This is a genomic window from Flavobacterium sp., assembly GCF_017985075.1.
Taxonomy (GTDB): Bacteria; Bacteroidota; Bacteroidia; order Flavobacteriales; family Flavobacteriaceae; genus Flavobacterium.
This window is the reverse complement of record NZ_JAGNYF010000006.1, coordinates 43,877-61,806: the sequence shown is the minus strand read 5'-3', so window position 1 is coordinate 61,806 and position 17,930 is coordinate 43,877. Positions and strand designations below refer to the sequence as shown.

The 17,930-nt window shown below is 32.3% G+C and carries 18 protein-coding genes; 8 read left to right on the top strand and 10 right to left on the bottom strand.

Annotated elements, in window-relative coordinates:
- On the bottom strand, positions 1 to 517 hold a 517-nt coding region (gene pyrH, locus KA468_RS02680), incomplete at its 3' end, for a UMP kinase (protein WP_291241403.1).
- Between the two features lie 141 nt (positions 518 to 658).
- Between pyrH and KA468_RS02675 the strand changes: the two genes are divergently transcribed.
- Entirely contained in the window at positions 659 to 1,249 is a 591-nt protein-coding gene (locus KA468_RS02675; RefSeq protein WP_291241402.1) for a thioredoxin family protein, read from the top strand.
- Between the two features lie 2 nt (positions 1,250 to 1,251).
- Here the strand turns inward: KA468_RS02675 and KA468_RS02670 are convergent, their stop codons facing one another.
- The 5 genes from KA468_RS02670 to KA468_RS02650 form a co-directional block, all read right to left on the bottom strand.
- A complete protein-coding gene (locus KA468_RS02670) occupies positions 1,252 to 1,779 on the bottom strand; it encodes a hypothetical protein (protein ID WP_291241401.1) in 528 nt (175 codons plus the stop codon).
- Positions 1,780 to 1,783: 4 nt separating this feature from the next.
- Complete coding sequence (gene truB / locus KA468_RS02665) at positions 1,784 to 2,476, bottom strand: tRNA pseudouridine(55) synthase TruB (RefSeq protein WP_291241400.1); 693 nt, start codon at positions 2,474 to 2,476, stop codon at positions 1,784 to 1,786.
- Positions 2,476 to 3,285: an undecaprenyl-diphosphate phosphatase gene (locus KA468_RS02660; RefSeq protein WP_291241399.1), complete on the bottom strand. Its 810-nt coding sequence runs from the start codon at positions 3,283 to 3,285 to the stop codon at positions 2,476 to 2,478. The genes truB and KA468_RS02660 overlap by 1 nt, the downstream gene beginning before the upstream one ends.
- 61 nt (positions 3,286 to 3,346) lie before the next feature.
- Positions 3,347 to 3,586, bottom strand: a complete 240-nt coding sequence (locus tag KA468_RS02655; protein ID WP_291241398.1) for a DUF3098 domain-containing protein — start codon at positions 3,584 to 3,586, stop codon at positions 3,347 to 3,349.
- Positions 3,587 to 3,715: 129 nt separating this feature from the next.
- A complete protein-coding gene (locus tag KA468_RS02650) occupies positions 3,716 to 4,591 on the bottom strand; it encodes a permease-like cell division protein FtsX (RefSeq protein ID WP_291241397.1) in 876 nt (291 codons plus the stop codon).
- 159 nt (positions 4,592 to 4,750) lie between these two features.
- On the opposite strand from KA468_RS02650, the gene KA468_RS02645 reads away from it, so the two are divergent.
- Positions 4,751 to 7,789 (top strand): class I tRNA ligase family protein, encoded by a 3,039-nt coding sequence (locus KA468_RS02645; protein ID WP_291241396.1) that lies wholly within the window; start codon positions 4,751 to 4,753, stop codon positions 7,787 to 7,789.
- A gap of 177 nt (positions 7,790 to 7,966) precedes the next feature.
- Positions 7,967 to 8,668 carry a zinc metallopeptidase gene (locus KA468_RS02640; RefSeq protein WP_291241395.1) on the top strand — a complete coding sequence of 234 codons (702 nt, stop codon included), beginning with the start codon at positions 7,967 to 7,969 and terminating at the stop codon, positions 8,666 to 8,668.
- Positions 8,669 to 8,730: 62 nt separating this feature from the next.
- On the opposite strand, the gene KA468_RS02635 is transcribed toward KA468_RS02640, so the two are convergent.
- A complete protein-coding gene (locus KA468_RS02635; RefSeq protein WP_291241394.1) occupies positions 8,731 to 10,092 on the bottom strand; it encodes a saccharopine dehydrogenase C-terminal domain-containing protein in 1,362 nt (453 codons plus the stop codon).
- Between the two features lie 119 nt (positions 10,093 to 10,211).
- On the opposite strand from KA468_RS02635, the gene KA468_RS02630 reads away from it, so the two are divergent.
- Positions 10,212 to 10,595 (top strand): DUF423 domain-containing protein, encoded by a 384-nt coding sequence (locus KA468_RS02630; RefSeq protein WP_291241393.1) that lies wholly within the window; start codon positions 10,212 to 10,214, stop codon positions 10,593 to 10,595.
- A 72-nt stretch (positions 10,596 to 10,667) separates the two neighbouring features.
- Entirely contained in the window at positions 10,668 to 12,293 is a 1,626-nt protein-coding gene (pckA, locus tag KA468_RS02625; RefSeq protein ID WP_291241392.1) for a phosphoenolpyruvate carboxykinase (ATP), read from the top strand.
- A 109-nt stretch (positions 12,294 to 12,402) separates the two neighbouring features.
- Here the strand turns inward: pckA and KA468_RS02620 are convergent, their stop codons facing one another.
- Positions 12,403 to 13,152: a uroporphyrinogen-III synthase gene (locus KA468_RS02620; RefSeq protein WP_291241405.1), complete on the bottom strand. Its 750-nt coding sequence runs from the start codon at positions 13,150 to 13,152 to the stop codon at positions 12,403 to 12,405.
- 22 nt (positions 13,153 to 13,174) lie between these two features.
- The gene (locus KA468_RS02615) at positions 13,175 to 13,840 is read right to left on the bottom strand and encodes a DUF4271 domain-containing protein (RefSeq protein WP_291241391.1); all 666 of its coding nucleotides are present in this window, start codon (positions 13,838 to 13,840) and stop codon (positions 13,175 to 13,177) included.
- A 98-nt stretch (positions 13,841 to 13,938) separates the two neighbouring features.
- Here KA468_RS02615 and KA468_RS02610 point away from each other — a divergent pair, with 98 nt between their 5' ends.
- From KA468_RS02610 to KA468_RS02600, 3 genes are read left to right on the top strand one after another with little or no spacing between them, the layout of a single operon-like run.
- A complete protein-coding gene (locus KA468_RS02610) occupies positions 13,939 to 14,661 on the top strand; it encodes a polyprenol monophosphomannose synthase (RefSeq protein WP_291241390.1) in 723 nt (240 codons plus the stop codon).
- Positions 14,662 to 16,005 (top strand): dihydroorotase, encoded by a 1,344-nt coding sequence (locus tag KA468_RS02605; protein WP_291241389.1) that lies wholly within the window; start codon positions 14,662 to 14,664, stop codon positions 16,003 to 16,005.
- A 2-nt stretch (positions 16,006 to 16,007) separates the two neighbouring features.
- Complete coding sequence (locus KA468_RS02600) at positions 16,008 to 16,337, top strand: DUF4296 domain-containing protein (protein ID WP_291241388.1); 330 nt, start codon at positions 16,008 to 16,010, stop codon at positions 16,335 to 16,337.
- 50 nt (positions 16,338 to 16,387) lie between these two features.
- On the opposite strand, the gene KA468_RS02595 is transcribed toward KA468_RS02600, so the two are convergent.
- Entirely contained in the window at positions 16,388 to 17,929 is a 1,542-nt protein-coding gene (locus KA468_RS02595; protein ID WP_291241387.1) for a glycine--tRNA ligase, read from the bottom strand.
- Position 17,930 lies beyond the last annotated feature (1 nt).

Below are 17,930 nucleotides of genomic sequence, written 5' to 3'. Positions count from 1 at the left end.
GATCTTTTTCAGGATCTGCCGTATACACACCATCCACGCGAGTTCCTTTTAAAATAACATCGCAATTTACTTCAATTCCTCTTAAAACGGCCGCTGTATCTGTTGTAAAATAAGGATTTCCAGTTCCGGCACCAAAAATTACAATTCTTCCTTTTTCAAGGTGTCTTGTAGCTCTTCTTTTTATATAAGGTTCTGCAATAGCTTCAATTTTTAATGCAGTTTGTAAACGTGTTGGCATTCCTGCATCTTCTAATGCACCTTGTAATGCCATTCCGTTAATTACAGTGGCTAACATGCCCATATAATCCCCTTGTACTCTATCCATACCGTTACTTGCACCTGCTACACCTCTAAAAATATTTCCGCCGCCAATAACAATAGCAATTTCTACACCTTGGTCGTGAATTTGTTTGATTTCTAAAGCATAATCTGCTAAAGTTTTCGGATCAATTCCGTACTGTCTTTCGCCCATTAAGGCTTCTCCACTTAATTTAAGAAGGATTCTTTTGTAACTCATGGTGTTGTTTTTAGTGTTGCAAATATAATTATAATCTGCAATCAAAAAAACAATTTAATTTAGAAACTCCAATTCTGTGTAACTTATATTACACAATTGCTCATTATTTATTTTTAAATTTGTAAAAACAATTCATCCGATATGAAATCTATTATCCAATCTGCTTTACAAAATAGTCATTCTTATACTGAATATCGAACGCTTGTTTCGAAATTAATTAGCGAAGGAAAATCGACCGGAAACGAACAAAGTGCCAATTTATTACATTATTCAGAATTGAATGAAGTACGAATGAATCGTTTAGAAAAAAAACTAAAATTAGACTTAGAAGTAGAAAAAGCGCTACAAAATTTGAAATCTAAACAAACTTGGTTAGTCATTTCAGAAGGTTGGTGTGGCGATGCGGCTCAGATTTTACCAATTATCAAATTAATGGCAGATGCTTCTGAAAACATTGGCTTAAAAATAGTGTTACGTGATGAAAATGATGCTTTGATGAACCAATTTTTAACCAATGGCGCTAAATCCATTCCGAAATTATTGCTTTTTGATGAAGCATTCCATTTAATAAATCATTGGGGACCACGACCAGAAGGCGCAAAAAATCTAATTATCGAGTATAAAGCAAACCACGGAATTGTGGATGAAGCTGCAAAAATAGCACTACAAAAATGGTATTTAGAAGATAAAGGAACTTCTACAATGAAGGAGATTGTTGGGATGATAAGTTAAGATTAATCAAAGGAAAAAACACTCAAACCTAAACTTATTGTATTTAAAGATTGCTGATTAAATTTAAATCCATAAAAACTACTATCAATAAACAAAGAAAAGTCATCATTATTTAAAAACCCTATTCTTGCTTTATAATAATTACCTGCTAAATTACCCCTACCTAATACAAAACTTTGACCAAAACCAAATTGTGTGATTAATCTTGTTTCATCTGCTATTTTAGGCGAAATGGAAAGTTGTGCATAAATTGGAACCGAAATAAGTTTTGAATCCCAATTCAAATCTAATCCAGAGTGAGATGAAATTCCAATCCAATTATGAAAAATATACCCATAACCTAATTTTGTACCTAATCCACTTGGTTTGTACCAAGGTTTAGATCTAATTTCATTTAATTCCTTTTGTTCATTTAATCCAAAAGGAACCGTGATTTCAAATTGAGTAAAGTTTGAAAAATTAGATTGTTTATTCTGTGAAAATGATTGACAAAAAACAAATAAAAAAACAATCGCCTTAAATAATTTCATAAAATTAAGATATTAATCCTTCAATAAAAGCTTCAGGTTCCGTAGCATTTTCCACCGAATAATCACCGATTTTTGTTCTACGAAGCGCGGTTAAATGACCTCCTGAATGCAAAGCCAAACCAAAATCGTAAGCAATGGAGCGAATGTACGTTCCTTTGCTGCAAACAATTCTAAAATCTATTTCGGGTAAGGCAATTCTGGTAATTTCAAATTCAGAAACCATTACTTTTCTGGTTTTTATTTCCACTTCAATGCCTGCACGAGCCGATTCGTACAACCTTTTTCCATCTTTTTTAATGGCTGAAAAAACAGGTGGTTTTTGGTCTATTTCACCAATAAATTGCGGTAACGTTTCGTAAATTAAAGCTTCTGTAATATGTTCCGTTGGAAAAGTGGCGTTAATTTCTGTTTCTAAATCGTATGAAGGTGTAGTGGCTCCTACCGTAAAAGTTCCGGTATATTCTTTAGCTTGACCTTGTAATTCTTCAATTCTTTTTGTGAATTTTCCGGTACAAATCAGTAATAAACCAGATGCTAATGGATCTAATGTTCCGGCGTGACCAATTTTGAATTTTTTAGGTAATTTTAATTCCTTAATTAATCCGAATTTTAATTTATTTACGGCTTGAAAAGACGACCATTTTAGTGGTTTATCAATTAGTAAAATTTGTCCTTCTTGGTAGTCTTCTGCTTTCATTATTTGTAAAAATTAAAGTAAGCTAACAATAGCATTCCAGCAATAATTCTGTACCAACCCCAAGGTTTAAATCCGTATTTTTTAATGATTTCAATGAAAAATTTAATAGCTAAAACTGCTACCACAAACGCAACTAAATTTCCAATTATAAACATTTTAGTATTGTCTTCTGTTTTCAGAATTAACTCAAAACCTTTTAAACCACTTTTATCGTAGGTTTTCAAAAATACCGAATAACAAGTAACCGCTAACATTGTTGGCACGGCTAAAAAGAATGAAAATTCCGCTGCCGCTTGTCGACTTAGCCCTTGTTGCATTCCTCCTATGATACTTGCCGCACTTCTACTTGTGCCTGGCATCATAGCTAAACATTGCCAAAAACCAATAGTAACTGCTTTCTTTATAGTGATGTCTTCTTCTTTATGAATGGTAGGATTTTTGAAAAATCTATCTACGAATAGTAAAATTATTCCTCCAATAATTAATACAATTGCAATAGGTGTAGGATGTTCTAAAACAGCTTCGATTTTATCATCAAACAATTTTCCCAAAATTAAAGCAGGGACAACTGCACAAGCCAATTTAATAAAGAATTGCAACTTCGAAAAATCAAAAAACTTTTTCCAATACAATACAACCACCGCCAAAATAGCACCAAATTGTATAGAAACTTGAAATAATTTTACAAATTCTTCTTTTTCAATTCCGAAATAAGAACTGGCAAAAATCATATGTCCTGTAGAAGAAACCGGTAAATATTCTGTAATGCCTTCAATAATGGCAATGATAATAGCTTGAAGTAAATCCATTTTTTTAGTGATTAGTGATTAGTAAAAAGTGATTAGTAAGATAAATTTAACTATTTACTAATTACTTTTTACTCTTCACTAAAATCGAATAAATTGTAATTCCGAATCCGATTAATACAACTGTTGGTGCTAATCTTATTCTTCTGAAGCTATATACGTCTTCATTAAATACATTTGGATTTTCGTTGGCACCACCACTCATTAAAATGAATCCTAAAGCAATAACCACTAATCCGATAATTAATATTTTATAATTGGTAGCACTGAATAAAAATTCTGGCTTTTTTGTGTTTTCTTTCATTGTAATTTATATTTATGTTGTTTTAAGTCCTCAATTTATGGTGACTGAGGTTCTCGAAGTCACCATCGACCTAGGCTATCGAAGTCACCATCGACTTAGATTCTCAAAGTCACTTTTTACTTAAGGCTTCTAATACAAATCGTCTGTTCTTAAATTTAAGAAACGAGTGGTTGCAAAATACGTGCTCAACCAAGTAATAATAATACCGATTAACAATACGCCAAAAGCCACAATACCAATAGAAGCGTAATCTTTTGCAATTCCTAAAGTTGGAAATAAACCATCAATATAAAACGCTAAAATAACCAATCCAATAATGGCCAAAACCGCTCCAATTATTCCTAATAAAATACTTGTTTTGATAAAAGGTTTTCTGATAAATGTTTTTGTAGCGCCAACCATTTGCATCGTTTTTATGGTAAATCGATGTGAATAAACCGACAAACGAATCGAACCGTTAATCAACAACATCGCTACAAAAGTTAAAACTGTACTTATAATTAAAATCCAAAAACTAATTTCAGACACATTTTCGTTAACTAATTCAACCAATTCTTTATCGTAAATAATGTCAGAAATATTGCCATTTCTTTTAAAATTATTTTCAATTTTTTTAATTTCTTCTTTGGTTACATAATTACTTTTTAAATGAATATCAAAAGAATTTTGTAACGGATTAAATCCTAAAAACTCCATAAAATCCTTACCAACTATGTCTGGATTGTTTTTTGCAGCTTCTTCTTTGGTTACAAAATCGTACGATTTGATAAATTTTGAATTTTTCAATTCGGTATCAAATGCATTTAGAATCGTATCATTCGCTTCGTCTTTAAAATAAACACTCATTGGAATGTTTTCTTTAAAATCGTTAGAAATTTTTTCAGAATTTATCACAAACAAACCTAATGCTCCTAATAAAAAAAGCACTAAAAAAATACTAAAAACTACCGAAAAATAAGAAGAAATTAATCTTCTACGTTGATATTGCTCAAATGATTGTGCCATAAGTTTACTAATTATGCTGTAAAAATAGTAAAGAAATTTTGTTTACACAGAATATAACAACAAAGTTTTAACATTAGTATATAAAAATGTAAATTTGCACCTTATTTTTCGGTTAAATCCGATAATAAAAAATCAGAAAACAGACTATAGAAAACAGAAATGAAATATTTCCACGAAAAAATCGAAGCCAAATGGCAACAATATTGGGCAAAAAACCAAACTTTTGCTGCGTCTAATCAATCGGATAAACCTAAATACTATGTATTAGATATGTTTCCGTATCCTTCTGGAGCTGGATTACACGTGGGGCATCCGTTAGGTTATATTGCTTCAGATATTGTAGCACGTTATAAAAGACATCAAGGATTTAATGTATTGCATCCGCAAGGGTACGATTCATTTGGGTTACCTGCTGAACAATATGCGGTTCAAACAGGACAACATCCTGCAGATACGACTCGAATGAATATTGAAGGTGGTGTCGATAAATCGGGAAATGTTATTCAAGGATATAGAAATCAATTGGATAAAATTGGATTTTCGTTTGATTGGAGTCGTGAAGTTCGTACCTCAAATGCAGACTATTACAAGCATACCCAATGGATTTTCATTCAATTATTTGAATCTTGGTACAATAAAACAACCGATAAAGCGGAAAGTATTTGCACCTTAATGCAGGAATTTGAGAAAAACGGAAATACGCAAGTAAATGCCGTTTGCGATGATAACATCACTTCGTTTTCTGCAACCGAATGGAACGCTTTTTCATCGGAACAACAACAAAAAATCTTATTACAATATAGATTAACCTATTTAGCGGAAACCGAAGTCAATTGGTGCGCGGCTTTAGGAACCGTTTTAGCGAATGACGAAATTGTAAACGGCGTTTCAGAACGTGGTGGACATCCCGTAGTTCGTAAGAAAATGACTCAATGGAGTATGCGAATTTCTGCTTACGCGGAACGCTTATTACAAGGTTTAAACGATATCGATTGGAGTGAATCTATCAAAGAATCACAACGAAATTGGATTGGAAAATCAGTTGGAGCTACAGTTAAGTTTCAAGTTTCAGGTTCCAAGTTTCAAGTTGAAGTGTTTACGACCAGACCTGATACGATTTTCGGAGTTACCTTTATGACATTGGCACCCGAACACGAATTGGTAGCACAAATTACCACTCCAGAACAAAAAGCAGCGGTGGAAGCTTATGTAGAAGCAACAGCAAAACGTTCAGAAAGAGAAAGAATGGCCGATGTAAAAACCATTTCAGGAGTATTTACAGGTGCATATGCCGAACATCCTTTCACAAAAGAACCCATTCCAGTTTGGATTGGCGATTATGTGTTGGCGGGTTATGGAACAGGTGCTGTTATGGCAGTCCCTTGTGGTGATGAGCGTGATTATGCATTCGCGAATTTCTTCAAAGGAACACACGGAATGCCCGAAATAAAAAATATTTTCAACCAAGATATTTCAGAAGCCGCTTACGGTGAAAAAGGCGGATTCGAATTGGTAAATTCTGATTTCTTAAACGGATTAGATTATAAAAACGGAACGAAAAAAGCCATCGAAGCTTTAGAAGAAATAGGCGCAGGAAATGCCAAAGTAAATTACCGTTTACGCGATGCTGTTTTCTCTCGCCAACGTTATTGGGGTGAACCTTTCCCGGTATATTATGTGAATGGTTTACCACAAATGATTGACAAAAAACACTTGCCAATTGTATTACCAGAAGTAGAAAAGTACTTACCTACCGAAGACGGGCAACCACCTTTAGGAAACGCAACAGTTTGGGCGTGGGATAGTGTTCAGTGTTCAGTGGTTAGTAATCAGTTGATTGATAACGTGAATATTTTTCCTTTAGAATTGAACACGATGCCGGGTTGGGCAGGTTCTTCTTGGTACTGGATGCGCTATATGGATGCACAAAATGAAAACGAATTTGCGAGCGAAGACGCCTTAAAATATTGGGAAAGCGTAGATTTATACATTGGAGGAAGCGAACACGCCACCGGACATTTATTGTATGCTCGTTTTTGGAATAAATTCTTAAAAGACAGAGGTTACGCACCAACGGAAGAACCTTTCAAGAAATTGATTAATCAGGGGATGATTTTGGGGATGAGTGCGATAATTAGAAAATTAGATATTGTGACATTAGAAAGTGATTCAAATAGTTTTGAAAACATAACTATTGAATTGAATAAGGCAATATTGTTTACAAGAAATTCAATAGAAAATAATTTTGATAATTTTTTAAAACACTTACTTAGTCTTTCAAATTTGGAAAATAAAGATTATTTTCTAAATAATAAAAATGATATTACAATTGACCATAGTGAGTCAAAACCATATAATATTCCCGTAGATTGTGTTGACATTAAAGGCGAATTGATTATTGATAAATTCAAAAAATGGGATATGTATAATTCTTTTTTTGGAAATTCTGAAATTTTAAATATTGAGAATTTTATTGTTGATCAAGAAGTAGAAAAAATGTCGAAATCAAAGTATAATGTAGTTTCACCAGATGATATTTGTAATGAATATGGTGCCGATACCTTACGTTTGTACGAAATGTTTTTAGGGCCTTTAGAACAATCTAAACCTTGGAATACGGCTGGAATTACTGGTGTTTCTGGTTTCTTGAAAAAATTATGGCGTTTGTATTTTGATGATAAGGATTCGGTTATTGTAAACGATGAACCAACTGCAGAAATGTATAAATCGTTACATAAAACCATTAAAAAAGTAACCGAAGACATTGAGAATTTCTCATTTAACACATCGGTTTCTCAATTTATGATTTGCGTCAACGAATTGCAACAATTAAAATGCAATCATCGTGCTATATTAGAGCCTTTAGCTATTTTAGTTTCGCCATATGCACCTCATATTGCTGAAGAATTATGGTTGGGATTGAAAGATTTAAAAATTGAAGAATTGAAAGATTACGAAGGGATTTCAACACAACTTTTTCCAAAATTTGAAGAAAAATATTTGGTAGAATCTGAAAAAGAATATCCGGTTTCATTCAATGGAAAAATGCGTTTTACGATTAAATTGCCTTTGGATTTAACTGCTGCACAAATTGAAGAAATTGTAATGGCAGACGAACGTACACAAGCACAACTACAAGGCAGAACGCCAAATAAAGTGATTATTGTTCCAGGAAAGATTATTAATTTAGTGGGATAACATAGAATGTGTCAATAAGCCAATGTGCCAATATTAAAAACTCAAACATAAAAGTTTGAGTTTTTTTGTAACATTTTTCATTTTTTACGTATAATTAAATGTCAAACTGTCATTTTTTAAATTTGGCTCATAATTTGATATTTATTTAGTAACTTTAAATTTTTAAAATTAAATACTATGTTTGATTTACCTTATATGATTTTAATTGGAGCAATTGCTCTTTTTAGTTGGTTAGTGAGTTCTCGTTTAAAAAGCAAATTTGAGCATTACTCGAAACTTACCTTAAGAAATGGGATGTCAGGTGCCGAAATTGCAGAAAAAATGCTTGCTGATCACGGAATAAGTGATGTAAAAGTGATTTCTACTCCAGGAAGATTGACAGACCATTACAATCCAGTAGATAAAACAGTGAATTTATCAGAAGCCGTATATAACCAACGAAATGCAGCAGCTGCAGCCGTAGCCGCTCACGAATGTGGACACGCCGTGCAACACGCGCAAGCCTACGAATGGCTAACGATGCGTTCTAAAATGGTACCAATGGTTAATGTGTCGTCAAGTATGTCGCAATGGTTAATTATGGGTGGAATTATTTTAGGATTCGCTTCAAAATCTGGAATTGGCTTTTATGTTGCAGTTGCAGGTTTGGCTTTAATGGCTGTTGCAACGGCTTTCAGTTTTATTACTTTACCCGTTGAATATGACGCAAGTAATCGTGCTTTGGCTTGGTTGAAAAACAAAAATATGTTAGGTCAAGAAGAATATGCTGGTGCCGAAGATTCTTTAAAATGGGCTGCCAGAACGTATTTAGTTGCCGCTTTAGGTGCTTTAGCTTCTTTATTATATTGGGCTTATAGAATATTAGGATCCAGAGATTAATTCTTAAAAACCTAAAATAGTAAATCCAAATTTCGAAACTTTCGGAATTTGGATTTTTTTATTTAATCGTAATAATTGTAACCAAAGTAAGGCACATCAAATTCTTTAAAAACCACGCCATACTGTTCTAACTCTTCTAAAATTGGCAGATACACTTCTTTTGCGGTTGGTAATTGTACGCCAGTAGTTGATATTTCACCGTTTAATATTTTCAAAGTAGCAATGGCTACGGGTAATCCCACAGTTTTTGCCATCGCGGTATACGTTTGATCGTCGCCCAAACAAACCATTGTAGAATCAATTTGTTTTTGCTCACCATTAATTTCGTAACCAATTTTATGATACATCACAATCATATCTTTATCTTCTGGTTGTAATGTCCATTTATACGATAATATTTTTTCTAACATTTGAGCTGGAGTGGCATTTTTTAAACCTGTAACTACAGATTTACTAAATAAATCTAACTCTAAAAGTTTGTCCCAAATTACATCATCTTGATCAATTTTTAATTGATGTCTGAATTTAATTTCTACTGAGTCTGTTGGATGATAAGGCAAAAATAAATTCACAAAATCGCGATTACTCATATTTTCAGAATCATCAATAATATAGGTATCATCCGTCATACCTAATTGCACGAAAACATCCCAAGCTTTTGAAAAACCGACTCTTCTTATGGTTCCACGATAACAGGTTTCTGCATTTTGTAAACCATAAATGTCTCTATATTTTAAAGAATCTCTGTTTGCGTAAGCTTCAAATCGTCCAAATCCTTCTACTTCTAAAAATTCGGTTCTTCTAAATAATTTATGATAAGGAATGTACTTATAAGTGCCTTCTTGTATGAATTTTGCCGCCCCACCTTGACCCGCTAAAACTACATTTCTTGGATTCCAAGTAAATTTATAATTCCACAAATTGGTATCACTTTCAGGGGCTACTAATCCGCCGCAAAAAGATTCGAAAAGAATAATTTTTCCGCCTTTACTTTTAATGTCGTCCATAATTTTCATAGCACTCATATGGTCTATTCCTGGATCTAAACCAATTTCATTCATCAAAACAATTTGGTTTTCTTTAGCTTGAAAATCTAAACTTTTCATTTCTTCACTAATGTACGATGCCGTAATCATGCTTTTTTTATAGAAAACACAGTCTTTAGCTACCTCAATATGAAGATGAGCTGGCAACATTGAAATAACAATATCCGCTTGTTGAATTTCTTGTTTACGTTGTTCGTCATTACAAACATCAAAAGAAATGGCACGTGCATTTTTATGATTTCCCGTTTTCTTATTGGCTAATGCTTCGGATAAATCAGCAATCGTAAGTAGCAAATTTTCAGCTTCTGATTTATCTAATAAATATTTTATAAGTGAAGAGGCAGATCGACCTGCTCCTATGATTAATATCTTTCTCATTTTACTTTAATATCACACGAAGGTAATGAAATGTTATATTTCTAAAAAATAAAAAACCGCATTTATAAAAAAACTTGATTTGAAGTTTGTTATATTTGTGAAGAGATAAAACACAATCTATGGATAAGAAAATTCTACTTGCCGCTTGTACTTTAGGCTTTTTAGCTATTATATTTGGCGCTTTTGGAGCGCATGCCCTAAAAAAAACACTTACTGTTGAACAATTAAATTCTTTTGAAACGGGTGTAAAATATCAAATGTATCACGCCTTGTTTTTATTGTTCATTGGCGCGACGCAAATCATTACTTTAAAGGAAAAAACAATCGTGTTTTATTTTACTTTAACGGGTGTATTATTTTTTTCAGGGTCTATTTATGTATTAACAACTAATGGTTTAACTGGAATTAAATCTAAACTTATTGGGCCTATAACTCCAATTGGCGGACTACTTCTTATACTGTCTTGGGGATATCTATTTTACGCTATTTTGACGAAAAAATAACAGAAAACACGTATTTGTCAAATTATTGTTTAATTTTGCACTTTAAACAAAAGCAACATAACTAATAATTTTATGGATACCTACGCTCAATTTACGAAATCGATTTCGTTAGAAAAATATGGAATCAAAAATGTTACAGAAATCGTATATAACCCCTCATATGATTTACTTTATAACGAAGAATTAAATAACAACCTACAAGGTTATGAAAAAGGACAATTAACAGAACTTGGTGCTGTTAATGTAATGACGGGTGAATTTACAGGTCGTTCTCCTAAAGACAAATATATTGTTAAAGATAGCACAACAGAAAATACCATTTGGTGGAATTCTGAAAAAGCGGTTAACGATAATAAACCCATTTCAACAGAAACTTGGAATGCCTTAAAAGAAACCACTTCAACACAATTATCTGGAAAAAGACTTTTTGTGGTAGATGCATTTTGTGGTGCAAATGAAAATACCCGTTTAAAAGTTCGTTTCATTATGGAAGTGGCTTGGCAAGCGCATTTTGTAACAAATATGTTCATCAGACCAACTAAAGAAGAATTAGCAAACTTTGGCGAACCAGATTTTGTTGTGATGAACGGTTCTAAAACATCGTTTAAAGACTACGCCGCACACGGATTAAATTCGGAAGTGTATGTTGCGTTTAATTTAACTGAAAAAATTCAGTTAATTGGTGGTACTTGGTATGGTGGAGAAATGAAAAAAGGATTATTTTCTTTAATGAATTACTATTTACCATTACAAGGAATTTCATCAATGCACTGTTCTGCTAATAAAGGAAAAGATGGCGATGTTGCTGTTTTCTTCGGACTTTCTGGAACAGGTAAAACAACATTATCTACTGACCCTAAACGCGAATTAATTGGTGATGACGAACACGGTTGGGATAATGATGGCGTATTTAATTTTGAAGGAGGTTGCTATGCAAAAACTATTGATTTAAGTGCAGCAAACGAACCTGATATTTTTAAAGCTATAAAAAAAGACGCCTTATTAGAAAATGTTACCGTTGATGCCAATGGTAAAATTGATTTCAAAGATGGCTCTGTAACACAAAACACACGTGTTTCTTACCCTATTTACCATATTGACAATATTGTAAAACCGGTTTCAAAAGCAGGACACGCTAACAAAGTTATCTTTTTAACCGCAGATGCTTTTGGGGTGATGCCACCGGTTTCAAAATTAACGCCAGAACAAACTAAATATTATTTTTTATCAGGATTTACTGCAAAATTAGCAGGTACTGAAAGAGGCGTGACGCAACCAGAACCTACTTTTTCAGCTTGTTTCGGAAAGGCATTTTTGTCTTTACATCCAACAAAATATGGGCAAGAGTTAGTAAAAAAAATGGAGGAACATCAAGCAACTGCTTATATGGTAAATACTGGATGGAATGGAACGGGAAAACGAATATCTATTAAAGACACAAGAGCTATAATTGATGCTATTCTAGACGGTTCAATTGAAAAAGCAGCTACTACAATTGTACCTGTTTTTAATTTTGAAGTGCCAACTTCATTACACGATGTAGACGACACTATTTTAGACCCAAGAAATACTTATGCAAATACTTCAGAATGGGATACAAAAGCTGCAGATTTAGCTTCTCGTTTTATTAAGAATTTTGTACAATATACAGATAATCAGGAAGGTGCTGCTTTAGTCGAAGCAGGTCCAAAATTATAAACTACCAAAAACAACCTACTTTTAAAACGTCTTGATTTACAAGACGTTTTTTTATTGTACAAAAAAAGCGTTCATTTCTGAACGCTTTTTTAATTTATAAATAAAAATATTATTTTCCTTTATTTGCTTCCGCTACATATTTTTCTAAAGCACCTGTCATAGATGGTGTTCCTGGAGCTGGTGCTAAAATATCAATACGTAATCCATGATCTAAAGCTTCTTTTTGAGTGGTTGGCCCAAACACTGCAATTCTTGTATTATTTTGCTCAAAATTTGGGAAATTCTTAAACAAAGATTTTATTCCTGTTGGACTAAAAAATGCCAAAACATCATAATACACATCTTTTAAATCAGATAAGTCACTCATTACTGTTTTATAGAAAATACCTTGTTTCCAATCTACCTTTAAACCATCAAGGGTTTGTGGTACATCATGATTCAACTGATCTGTGTTCGGTAATAAAAACTTTTCGTCTTTATATTTTTTTATAAGTGGTGCTAAGTCAGCAAAATCCTTTTGACCCACATAAATTTTACGTTTTCTGTATACAACATATTTCTGTAAGTAAAACGCCACCGCTTCAGATTGACAAAAATATTTTAAATCTTCAGGAATTTTATATCTCATCTCTTCAGCAACTCTAAAAAAATGGTCAATTGCATTTTTGCTAGTAAAAATAATCGCTGTAAAATTATTTAAATCAATCTTTTGCGCTCTTACTTCCTTTGCAGAAACCCCCTCAACATGAATAAAAGGTCTAAAATCAATTTTAACCTTAAATTTATTTTGTAAATCGTGATATGGAGAATTATCCACTTTAGGCTCTGGTTGCGAAACCAAAATCGTTTTTACTTTCAAATTTGACATATCTAACAAATTCCTAATTTTTCGTTACCCAATAATACATGAAATAATACGGTAGTATTTCAAGCGTGCAAAGATATAAAATAAAATAAAATAAATTGCCTAAAATAGTCTTTTGATATGTTTTTACTAAAAAATAGTAAGTGAAAACATTGTATAGTAAAAAAACAGTTAAAATAATATAAAAAACCGCTTTAATCGGCCAAGAATTGTAATACAAAATAATATTAATCGGCAATAATACAAACCCTAAAAAAGCGCGATAATTGACTTTAATTAAGTTAAATTGATCCACTATACTTTCCGAATTAATAGTTGTTCCTATAATTTTTTCAATTAAAAACTTCGACAAAATAAAAACAAACAAAAAAGTAATAATTTGAATATATGTAATATAATTATCGGTTTGAGTGTAATTAAAATAACTTAACAGCAACAAAATAAAAAACGAAAATGAGAGTAATTGAATGACAAACATAGAAATGGTAAACCAACTCAATAAATTATTTGTGTCTTTATATACTTTATTGTACTTGTCTGAATATCCTAATTTTATAAATTCGTTAAATCGAACCGAAAAAACAGTTTTATTAAGCGCTACAATAGAAATTGCCAACACAAATAATATGGTTGCCCAATCTTTATTAACTAAAATTCGTTCTGATAATTGCAAAATATTCATACTGCAAAAGTAACAAAAAAAATAACTCAATTAAATTATATAATTATTAAGAAAATAAATATAAAAATAACTTAATTTTGTAGAGAAAATAAAACAACATGTCAGCAGGAATAGTAATTATACCTACATATAACGAAATTGAAAATATAGAACGGATTATCCATGCTGTTTTTCAATTGCCTTCAAGCTTCCACGTTTTAATTGTGGATGATAATTCGCCCGACGGAACATTTAATAAAGTAGCTGAATTACAAAAACAGTATCCGGAAAAATTATTTTTAGAAGTTAGAACTAAAAAATCAGGTTTAGGAACTGCTTATGTGCATGGTTTTAAATGGGCATTATCTCATAATTATCAATATATTTATGAAATGGATGCCGATTTTTCTCACAATCCAGACGATTTAGAAAAATTATATTTGGCTTGTCAAAACGGCGCTGAAGTTGCCGTTGGTTCAAGATATTCCAAAGGTGTAAACGTTGTTAACTGGCCTTTAAACCGAGTTTTAATGTCTTATTTTGCTTCGGTTTATGTGAAATTTATTACTGGTATGCAAATTCATGATGCCACAGCAGGTTTTATTTGTTACAAACGAAATGTTTTAGAAACTATAAATATTGATAAAATTAAATTTGTAGGATATGCATTTCAAATAGAAATGAAATATCGGGCTTTTGTAAATAAATTTGAGATTGAAGAAGTGCCAATTATTTTTACAGACAGAACATTAGGCGAATCAAAAATGAGTGGCGCAATTATTCGTGAAGCAGTAATTGGGGTGATTATGTTACGAATTAGAAAAATATTTAACAAACTATAAATGAGTACATTTTTAATTAAAAATGCAAGAATTGTAAATGAAGGGAGCATCTTTGAAGGAGATGTATTAATTGAAAATGAAATCATCCGTCAGATTGCAGAAAACATCAGTGCAAAATCTTCGGAATGTATAATTATTGATGCAGAAGGAAGTTTTTTAATTCCTGGAGTAATTGACGATCAAGTACATTTTAGAGAACCTGGACTTACGCACAAAGGCGACATCGCATCAGAAAGTAAAGCTGCTGTTGCTGGTGGAATTACCTCATATATTGAGCAACCCAACACGGTTCCGAACGCAGTAACTCAAGAGCTTTTAGAGGATAAATATCAAATTGCTTCCAAAACATCTCACGCCAACTATTCCTTTATGATGGGTGGTACTAATGATAATTTAGAAGAAGTTTTAAAAACGAATCCTAAAAATGTTGCAGGAATCAAATTATTTTTAGGTTCTTCAACTGGAAATATGCTGGTAAATAATCAAGATGTTTTAGAAAAAATATTTTCATCTACCAAAATGTTAATTGCTGTTCATTGTGAAGATGAGGCTACAATAAAAGCGAATTTAGAAAAATACATTGCACAATATGGAGAAGATATTCCTGTTAACGCACATCATTTAATTAGAAGTGATGAAGCGTGTTACTTATCCTCTTCTAAAGCGATTGAATTGGCTAAAAAAACCGGAGCAAGATTACATGTTTTTCATATTTCAACAGCTAAAGAATTAGACTTATTTACAAATAAAATTCCTCTTGAAAAAAAGCAAATTACAGCAGAAGTTTGTATTCATCATTTGTGGTTTACAGATGCAGATTATGAAACCAAAGGTTCGTTAATTAAATGGAACCCTGCAGTTAAAACGCAAGAAGATAAGGACGCACTTTGGAAAGCGCTATTAGATGATAGAATAGATGTAATTGCCACAGACCATGCACCTCATACTTTAGAAGAAAAATCAAATCCGTATACTACTTGCCCTTCTGGAGGACCTTTAGTACAACATGCTTTAGTAGCCATGATGGAGAATTATTCTAAAGGAAAAATTTCTATAGAGAAAATTGTTGAAAAAATGTGTCATAATCCAGCGAAAATTTTCAAAATAGAAAACCGTGGTTTTATTAAAGAAGGCTATTTTGCCGATTTAGTAGTAGTTAATCCACACATGCCTTGGAATGTAAAAAAAGAAAATATAATTTCGAAATGTGGCTGGTCGCCTTTTGAAGAAGTTAACTTTAAATCTAGAGTGACGCACACTTTTGTAAATGGAAAATTGGCTTATGCCAATGGAAAAGTAAAAGATATTATAGCTGGACAAAGATTAACTTTTGATAGAGAATAACAATGAAAAAAATAGTTTTATTAGTTTTTGTTTTTGGATTTTTTGCTTGTAGCGAAAATCCTGTAAAACCTCCAAAAAAACTTTTGGATGAGGCAACTATGGAAAATATTTTATATGATGTAGCTGTTTTACAAGCTGCTAAAATAAATGCTCCAGATATTTTACAAGCTAACAAAATTGAAGCTAAAGACTATATTTATAAAAAATACAAAATTGATAGTGCAACGTATCATCAAAACAACAGATATTACGCTGCAGAAGTGAACAATTACAAACACATGCATAAACGAATTTTAGCCAGGCTAGAAAAACATCAAAAAGCTAAAAAATAAAAAAACGCCAAATTCAATGAATTTGGCGTTTTAGTTTAAAATTTATTTTATTACATTTTCATTAACCAATTTCTTACAGAAACTTCTTTGTCAATAATATTTTTCAAATCGGCAATAACTACACGTTCTTGAAGCATGGTGTCTCTATAACGAATAGTAACCGTTTTGTCTTCCACAGTTTGATGATCTACAGTAATACAAAATGGGGTTCCCAGAGCGTCTTGACGTCTGTAACGACGACCAACAGCGTCTTTTTCATCGTAGGCTACGTTGAAATCCCATTTTAATTCTTCCATAATTTCTTTGGCAATTTCTGGTAATCCATCTTTTTTAACCAAAGGTAAAACAGCTGCCTTTGTAGGCGCTAAAACTGAAGGCAAACGCAATACAGTTCTAGTAGAGCCATCTTCTAATGTTTCTTCTTGTAATGCTTTTGAAAATACCGCTAAAAACATTCTATCTAAACCAACAGATGTTTCTACAACATAAGGTACATAATTTTTATTTTCTTCTGTATCAAAATATTGTAATTTTTTACCAGAAAATTGTTCGTGTGCTTTTAAATCGAAATCTGTACGAGAATGAATTCCTTCTAATTCTTTAAATCCAAAAGGAAAATTGAATTCAATATCTGCAGCTGCATTTGCGTAGTGTGCTAATTTTTCGTGGTCGTGAAAACGATAATTTTCAGCACCCAAACCTAATGATTTGTGCCAATTTAATCGCGTCGTTTTCCAGTATTCGTACCATTTCATTTCTTCACCTGGTTTTACGAAAAACTGCATTTCCATTTGTTCAAATTCGCGCATACGGAAAATAAATTGTCTTGCCACAATTTCATTTCTAAATGCTTTACCGGTTTGTGCAATTCCAAAAGGAATTTTCATTCGGCCTGTTTTTTGAACATTTAAAAAGTTAACAAAAATACCTTGTGCCGTTTCTGGTCGTAAGTATAAATCCATTGCCGTATCAGCCGAAGCACCTAATTTAGTCCCAAACATTAAGTTGAACTGGCGTACTTCTGTCCAATTACGAGATCCAGAATCTGGACAAGCGATTTCTAATTCTTCAATTAAAAGTTTCACATCATCTAAATCACCAGCGTCTAAACTTTTCGCCATTCTGGCTAAAATTTCGTTCTTTTTAAATAGATATTCAACAACTCTTGGATTAGTTGTAATAAATTCTTGTTCGTTAAAAGCATCACCAAAACGCGCCTTTGCTTTTTCTATTTCTTTTTGTGCTTTAATGTTTAATTTTTCGGCATAATCTTCAATTAAAACATCTGCACGATATCTTTTTTTTGAATCTTTATTGTCAATTAATGGATCGTTAAATGCATCAACATGGCCAGAAGCCTTCCAAGTGGTAGGATGCATTAATATTGCAGCATCTAAACCAACAATATTTTCATGCATTTGCACCATTGATTTCCACCAATATTCTCTAATATTTTTCTTTAATTCTACACCGTTTTGTGCGTAATCATATACCGCACTTAAACCATCGTAAATTTCGCTAGAAGGGAAAATAAATCCGTATTCTTTTGCATGCGAAACTACATTCTTAAATAAGTCTTCTTGTTTTGCCATG

What these genes read in the sequence shown, in the direction of transcription:
- KA468_RS02660 (WP_291241399.1), bottom strand. Translation starts at nt 3,285, where the DNA reads ATGGATTTACTTCAAGCTATTATCATTGCCATTATTGAAGGCATTACA.
- pckA (WP_291241392.1), top strand. Translation starts at nt 10,668, where the DNA reads ATGGATACCTACGCTCAATTTACGAAATCGATTTCGTTAGAAAAATAT.
- truB (WP_291241400.1), bottom strand. Translation starts at nt 2,476, where the DNA reads ATGAAAGCAGAAGACTACCAAGAAGGACAAATTTTACTAATTGATAAA.
- KA468_RS02630 (WP_291241393.1), top strand. Translation starts at nt 10,212, where the DNA reads ATGGATAAGAAAATTCTACTTGCCGCTTGTACTTTAGGCTTTTTAGCT.
- KA468_RS02595 (WP_291241387.1), bottom strand. Translation starts at nt 17,929, where the DNA reads ATGGCAAAACAAGAAGACTTATTTAAGAATGTAGTTTCGCATGCAAAA.
- KA468_RS02655 (WP_291241398.1), bottom strand. Translation starts at nt 3,586, where the DNA reads ATGAAAGAAAACACAAAAAAGCCAGAATTTTTATTCAGTGCTACCAAT.
- KA468_RS02605 (WP_291241389.1), top strand. Translation starts at nt 14,662, where the DNA reads ATGAGTACATTTTTAATTAAAAATGCAAGAATTGTAAATGAAGGGAGC.
- KA468_RS02650 (WP_291241397.1), bottom strand. Translation starts at nt 4,591, where the DNA reads ATGGCACAATCATTTGAGCAATATCAACGTAGAAGATTAATTTCTTCT.
- KA468_RS02670 (WP_291241401.1), bottom strand. Translation starts at nt 1,779, where the DNA reads ATGAAATTATTTAAGGCGATTGTTTTTTTATTTGTTTTTTGTCAATCA.
- KA468_RS02635 (WP_291241394.1), bottom strand. Translation starts at nt 10,092, where the DNA reads ATGAGAAAGATATTAATCATAGGAGCAGGTCGATCTGCCTCTTCACTT.
- KA468_RS02600 (WP_291241388.1), top strand. Translation starts at nt 16,008, where the DNA reads ATGAAAAAAATAGTTTTATTAGTTTTTGTTTTTGGATTTTTTGCTTGT.
- KA468_RS02675 (WP_291241402.1), top strand. Translation starts at nt 659, where the DNA reads ATGAAATCTATTATCCAATCTGCTTTACAAAATAGTCATTCTTATACT.
- KA468_RS02645 (WP_291241396.1), top strand. Translation starts at nt 4,751, where the DNA reads ATGAAATATTTCCACGAAAAAATCGAAGCCAAATGGCAACAATATTGG.
- KA468_RS02640 (WP_291241395.1), top strand. Translation starts at nt 7,967, where the DNA reads ATGTTTGATTTACCTTATATGATTTTAATTGGAGCAATTGCTCTTTTT.
- KA468_RS02610 (WP_291241390.1), top strand. Translation starts at nt 13,939, where the DNA reads ATGTCAGCAGGAATAGTAATTATACCTACATATAACGAAATTGAAAAT.
- KA468_RS02615 (WP_291241391.1), bottom strand. Translation starts at nt 13,840, where the DNA reads ATGAATATTTTGCAATTATCAGAACGAATTTTAGTTAATAAAGATTGG.